Origin of the sequence: Alicyclobacillus sp. SP_1 (assembly GCF_024706985.1) — a bacterium.
Taxonomy (GTDB): Bacteria; Bacillota; Bacilli; order Alicyclobacillales; family Alicyclobacillaceae; genus Alicyclobacillus_I.
Window position 1 is genome coordinate 1 of sequence record NZ_JAMCCX010000057.1, and the last position, 6020, is coordinate 6020.

The 6020-nt window shown below is 50.3% G+C and carries 4 protein-coding genes and 1 pseudogene; 4 read left to right on the forward strand and 1 reads right to left on the reverse strand.

What is annotated here, in order from left to right; all coding sequences use genetic code 11:
- Nucleotides 1–76: 76 nt before the first annotated feature.
- Both M4I36_RS13015 and M4I36_RS16915 read left to right on the forward strand, forming a co-directional pair.
- Nucleotides 77–265, forward strand: a pseudogene (locus M4I36_RS13015) (glycosyl transferase); the annotation flags it as partial.
- A gap of 400 nt (nucleotides 266–665) precedes the next feature.
- The gene (locus tag M4I36_RS16915; protein WP_374986247.1) at nucleotides 666–827 is read left to right on the forward strand and encodes a flagellar protein FlaG; all 162 of its coding nucleotides are present in this window, start codon (nucleotides 666–668) and stop codon (nucleotides 825–827) included.
- An 11-nt stretch (nucleotides 828–838) separates the two neighbouring features.
- Here the strand turns inward: M4I36_RS16915 and M4I36_RS13020 are convergent, their stop codons facing one another.
- Entirely contained in the window at nucleotides 839–1870 is a 1032-nt protein-coding gene (locus tag M4I36_RS13020) for a glycosyltransferase family 2 protein (protein ID WP_258112184.1), read from the reverse strand.
- A 211-nt stretch (nucleotides 1871–2081) separates the two neighbouring features.
- Between M4I36_RS13020 and secA the strand changes: the two genes are divergently transcribed.
- Nucleotides 2082–4469 (forward strand): preprotein translocase subunit SecA, encoded by a 2388-nt coding sequence (secA, locus tag M4I36_RS13025; RefSeq protein WP_258112185.1) that lies wholly within the window; start codon nucleotides 2082–2084, stop codon nucleotides 4467–4469.
- A gap of 66 nt (nucleotides 4470–4535) precedes the next feature.
- A protein-coding gene (gene prfB, locus M4I36_RS13030) for a peptide chain release factor 2 (protein ID WP_258112186.1) occupies nucleotides 4536–5694 on the forward strand; the annotation gives its coding sequence in 2 pieces (ribosomal slippage) (nucleotides 4536–4601 and nucleotides 4603–5694; 1158 coding nt in all).
- The last annotated feature ends 326 nt before the right edge of the window (nucleotides 5695–6020 follow it).

The window sequence follows — 6020 nt, forward strand, 5'->3', positions numbered from 1 at the left end:
CCCAACAACCGAATCCCGCCTCCAATCGTATCATGTTTTTCGGGCTACGTCCAGCGGAAATTTATTGCGTTGTAGTGTTAGGAAATATCTCAAAAAAGGCGGAAAGCTTTTAGTTAGCATACCGAACGTCATGCATCACAGTGTGATTAAGAGTCTTATTAATGGAACTTGGACATATACAGAGTCTGGCCTTTTGGATAAAACGCACCTACGATTCTTCACTCTCTATGAAATTGATCGAATGCTTTGTGATGCGGGATACAGTGAACGCTCTTATTCTGCAACTGTACTACCTTTGTCAAGAGAGGACGAGGCGTGGATCGCATCTCTGTCTCAAATCTCATCAATTAAAGAAAACAGCCAATTCAAGGCTTATCAGTATCTGTCGAAGGCCAGTAAATAGTGAGAAACAAAACGGCGGCAGCCGTTGTTCCGAATTCACTTGACGGGCATACCCAGACCACCTAGAATCTTCATAGAGAATAAACTCATTCCATTAGTTTGGGTGGAGGGATAGGGTGTGTTTACGCAAGTCGTTTTAAATCGTTCTCAGGTGGAATCGGAACAACTTTCACAATCTCATGAAAGCTTTCCATAGCAGTAAGGAATCCGCTGTTGGTAACGATAGCCCGAACGTCCACAAGGATGCGTCAGTTGACGTTCAGATGACAAGTGATGCCCGTTTGAAAAGTGAATTTGACCTTTCTAAGAAAGCGGAGCGGTATTGGATTAATATTATGGATGTCACGACTGGACAAGTGGTTTACAAAATACCACCAGAACATTTGAGAAAAATGTTTGAGAGTGCACTGGACGTGCACATTTAGTTTGCGGACCTCTATCGTCGATCCTGTCTCATCATAGAAGCCAAAGAGTTGTATCGGTCTGCCTTAGAGTGATTTCCTGTAGCTCTGTAGAAGGCGGCTAAGTTTTGAGCGGCCAAATATGACCCTGTACCTTCCACGCTTTCGACCAGTGTTTGCTCACCTAATAAGAGGCAGTGCTTATACGCAACCTCTATTTCAGAGAAGTACTTCATCTGCTCGATATCGCTCAAAATCCAACGCATGAAAAACAATCCGCGAACAAAATGGAAATCCGAGTACCACTGTAGGTCTTTGGCATAAGTCTCTAGTACGTGATAGCCTAGGTGAAAATTGTGGCAATAGAGGCAATTGTATACGATGTCCACGACGAGTGGTGGAAATATAGAAAGAGTCGAATTGCAGGTTGATAGTGCTTTCAGATATTCATTCTCGGCCAAGTCGTACTTTCCTTGAATACGATACTCTCTCCCTAATTGAAACCTCAAGTACGGGTTTGATGAGTCATCTTGTAAGACTTTTAGTAGGATTGGAATGTTTCGTTTCGATTTATCTGTCTCTAAGTACCCGTCATGTTCGACGCAAAAAGTGGGCAAAGGGACGGCGGGCAAGTCGCCTGAGTCTACTTGTTCATGAATTGCCCCAACGTAGCGAATACTTCTCGGGATAATTCGTGATAAATAACTTGACGAGAACTGCATTGCGCCTTGATGAAGATAAGCGTTTCGACGGAGCAGTTTACCTATAAATAATCCATGGGTGGCGCGCAGAGCCTCGATAGATGCTTTGAGACCTTGTCCGCTGCTCAAGTATTCATCTGCGTCTAAAATGAGATGGAAGTCCCCGTCAGATTGGTCTAAAGCGAAATTGCGCGCTTCTGAAAAGTTATCATTCCAATCTATGTGGTGCACGCCGGATGTGAATCGTTCGGCGATTTCAACGGTTCTGTCTGTCGATCCGGTATCTACAATCACAATTTCATCGACTTCTGCGGCCACGCTCTCTAAGCATCGAGAAAGAGTCGATTCGGCATCCTTGACAATCATTACAAGACAGAGTTTCAGGTCTAGCCCTCCGTTCAAAAGTCGTGAGCGCAGGTCTGCTCAGCATGAATTGTGAATGGATAGCGAGTGGACTGCAGACCAAATTAGGATCCGTAGTTTCTTTTCACTGTACTACACTGCCCCAATATTGTACAATCTTAAGATGGAGACTGAAGGGCCGAGGCTCAATCTGTGAAAGGGGTGTTTCCTTTCCGTGGGACTCCTCAAGCAAGTGTTTGATTCGAATGAGCGAGACATCGCACGACTGCGTCGGAAAGTGATGCGAATCAACGAATTAGAGTCAAGATATGTCGACTTGTCCGATGAAGAATTACGTGGGATGACCGTGCAGTTCCGAGAGCGGATCGACAATGGAGAGAAATTAGACAACCTATTGTACGAAGCGTTTGCCGTGACCAGAGAGGCGGCAAAGCGCGTACTTGGCATGCGCCATTTTGACGTCCAGCTGATGGGCGGCATTGTCTTGCACGATGGCCGGGTTGCAGAGATGAGAACTGGTGAAGGTAAGACGCTCGTCGCAACTCTGCCGTCTTATCTGAATGGATTGACTGGCAAAGGTGTGCATGTCGTGACGGTCAATGACTATCTGGCTCGCCGTGACGCAGAGCAGATGGGTCGTTTGCATCAATTTCTCGGCCTGACCGTTGGTCTCAATGTTCACGACATGGACCATGCCACTAAGCAAGCTGCATATGCCGCAGATGTCACGTATGGCACGAACAACGAGTTTGGCTTTGATTACCTGCGGGATAACATGGTCATGTCCGCAGGAGAGATGGTACAAAAGCCACTGCACTTTGCCATCGTCGACGAAGTGGACAGCATTTTGATTGACGAAGCGCGAACACCGCTCATCATTTCCGGACCTGGCGACAAATCGGCAGACCTGTACTTTCGGACCGATTTGTTCGTGCGCAGCTTGAAAAAAGAAGACTACGATATTGACGAAAAGATGCGCACGGCGAACTTGACGGACTCCGGAATTCACAAGGCGGAGAAGTTCTTTCGCGTGGAGAATCTCTTTGACCCAGAGCATGTCACCCTGATGCATCATATTACCCAGGGACTGAAGGCTCACGGGCTGATGCATCGGGACAAGGATTACGTCGTCATGGGTGATGAAATAGTCATCGTCGATGAGTTTACAGGGCGGTTGATGCAAGGGCGCCGTTACAGCGAAGGACTGCATCAAGCGATTGAGGCGAAAGAAGGCGTGAAGGTCCAAAATGAGTCGAAGACTTTGGCGACCATTACGCTTCAAAATTACTTTCGCATGTATGAAAAACTGTCGGGCATGACGGGTACCGCCAAGACCGAGGAAAAGGAACTCACAGAAATTTACGGCATGGATGTCGTCGTCATCCCCACCAATCGTCCCACCATACGAGATGATATGGGAGATGTCATTTACAAGACGGAAACAGCCAAGTTCAATGCTGTCGTCGAAGAGATTACGAAACGGCACGCGACGGGTCAGCCAGTTCTCGTGGGTACCACGTCCATTGACAAGTCCGAAATCGTGTCGCGTCTTCTGACCAAGCGGGGCATTCCTCATCAAGTGTTGAACGCGAAGCAGCATGAGCGCGAAGCGGAGATTATATCGCATGCCGGTCAGCGCAACTCGGTCACGATAGCCACCAATATGGCTGGTCGCGGCACAGACATCCTGCTTGGCGAGGGAGTTCAAGAACTTGGCGGCCTCCATATCATCGGAACAGAGCGGCATGAGAGTCGGCGGATCGACAATCAGTTGCGCGGTCGCGCAGGCCGCCAAGGTGACCCTGGTTCCTCACAGTTTTTCCTGTCTCTCGAAGACGACTTGTTGCGGCTGTTTGGGTCGGACAACATCAAGCGCTTGATGGATAGGATGGGTATGGAAGAGGATATGCCGATTGAGCACAGCATGCTCACCGGCGCGATGGAACGTGCGCAGAAAAAGGTGGAAGGCAACAACTATGACGTGCGTAAACATGTGCTTCGCTACGACGATGTGATGAACAAGCAACGCGAGGTCATCTATCGGCAGCGGCGCCAGATTCTTGAGATGACCAATCTTCGGCCCATCGTCGAAGGCATGGGACGCGACTTAGTGGACCACATGCTCGAAGTCTACTGCTCCGAGGAGCAGGTCCCGGAAGACTGGGACATTCCCGCTCTCCTTCAGTATGGCGAGCATTACTTCCTGAAACCAGAACAGGTGGCAGAGTCGGAACTTCGCAAATTAGACCGCGAAGAACTCCGTCAGCGCCTTGTCGATTACTTTATCGGCAACTACGACGAACGCGAGGCAGAACTCGGCGAGTTCCTTCGGGATTTGGAACGAGTGGTCGTTCTGCGCACCGTCGATTCCAAGTGGATGGACCATATCGACGCCATGGATCAATTCCGGCAAGGCGTACACTTGCGCTCGTATGGTCAGGCCGATCCGCTGGTTATCTATCAGCGCGAAGGCTTTGAGATGTTTGAAGCGGTGGTTCATTCGATGGAAGAGGAGATTATCCTCTACGTCTTCAAGTCGACTGTCTCAACGGCGCCTCAACCCATTCCGATGCACGACGCGGTGCCAGTTCAGGGTGGTTGAACGTAGCATAGAAGGCGAACGTTTTAGAAGGCGAGCGTTTTCAAATGAAAGGAATGGGTGCTGGAAATGGCAGAAACGTTTGTTGAATTGAGAACGGAACTCTCCGCGCTGTCGACTCGGCTGGCGGATATCGGGAGGTCTCTTTGACCTTGCGGCCAAGGAGTCGCGCATTGCCTCGTTAGAGGAAAAGATGTCTCAATCGTCTTTTTGGGATGATCAGGCGAAGGCCCAAAAGGTCATTGCCGAGACGAATGCGCTCCGCAGTATTGTCGAGCGGATGCGCGAGCTTTTGAATGCGAAAGACGATGTTGATGTTACGCTCGATCTCGCTGCAGAGGAGAACGACGCGGAGCTGTTTGCGGACGCGAATCGCCTCGTAGCCGAATTGTCCGCTTCGATTGGCAAGTTTGAGCTGGAATTGATGCTGTCCGGTGAATACGATGCGAACAACGCTATTCTCGAGCTTCATCCGGGTGCAGGTGGGACGGAATCGCAAGATTGGGCTTCCATTTTGCTGCGGATGTACACGCGTTATGCAGAAAGTCGCGGCTACAAGGTGGAGATGGTCGATTATCTTCCTGGCGATGAAGCCGGCGTCAAAAGCGTCACCCTTCTCATCAAGGGGCACAATGCGTACGGCTATTTGAAGGCGGAGAAAGGCGTTCATCGACTAGTTCGCATCTCGCCGTTCGATGCCTCTGGGCGACGGCATACGTCGTTTGCATCGGTGGATGTCATCCCGGAGATGGACGATTCCATCGAGATCGACATTCGGACCGAGGACCTGAAGATTGATGTCTACCGCTCGAGCGGCGCCGGGGGGCAGCACGTGAATACGACCGACTCGGCGGTGCGCATTACGCACTTGCCAACGGGCATTGTGGTGGGCTGTCAGAGTGAACGGTCCCAAATCCAAAATCGTGCCGTCGCTATGAATTTGCTTAAGGCGCGTCTGTACGAACGTCGTCGCGAGGAGCAGGAGGCACATCTCGCGGGAATTCGCGGCGAACAGAAGGAAATTGCGTGGGGAAGCCAAATTCGCTCCTACGTGTTTCATCCATACTCGTTGGTGAAAGATCACCGCACGGGCTGTGAGATTGGAAACGTGCAGGCGGTGGTGGATGGTTTGCTCGATCCGTTTATCGACGCGTACCTCCGCTGGCAGCTCGCCATTCGCCAAGGTAAGGCGTCTGCGTCGGTCGCAGCGGACGATCTCGACATCTAATCTAGAGCGTAGCAAAACACGGGCAAAAGCCGCTGTGACGGACTTTTGCCCGTGTTTCTTTGTGAATTGGCAGTCTTTCGAGAAGCTTTTCGGGAGCCGTTCGAGAGCCGTTCGAGAGCCGTTCGAGAATCTGCCAGAGTCGATTTTTAAGAAAGGCATATTTCGTGGTTGCATTGGACGGCGTGGCGTGGTATATTAACAAACGTCGCTTCACCACGGAGCGGGGCGAAAGAGCCCTGAGACGAGGGAAAAGAGACGAGCGTCCCTTGAAAACTAAACACGCACACCATCCGAAAGAACGAAGAAGACAAGACCAGTCGAAAGAC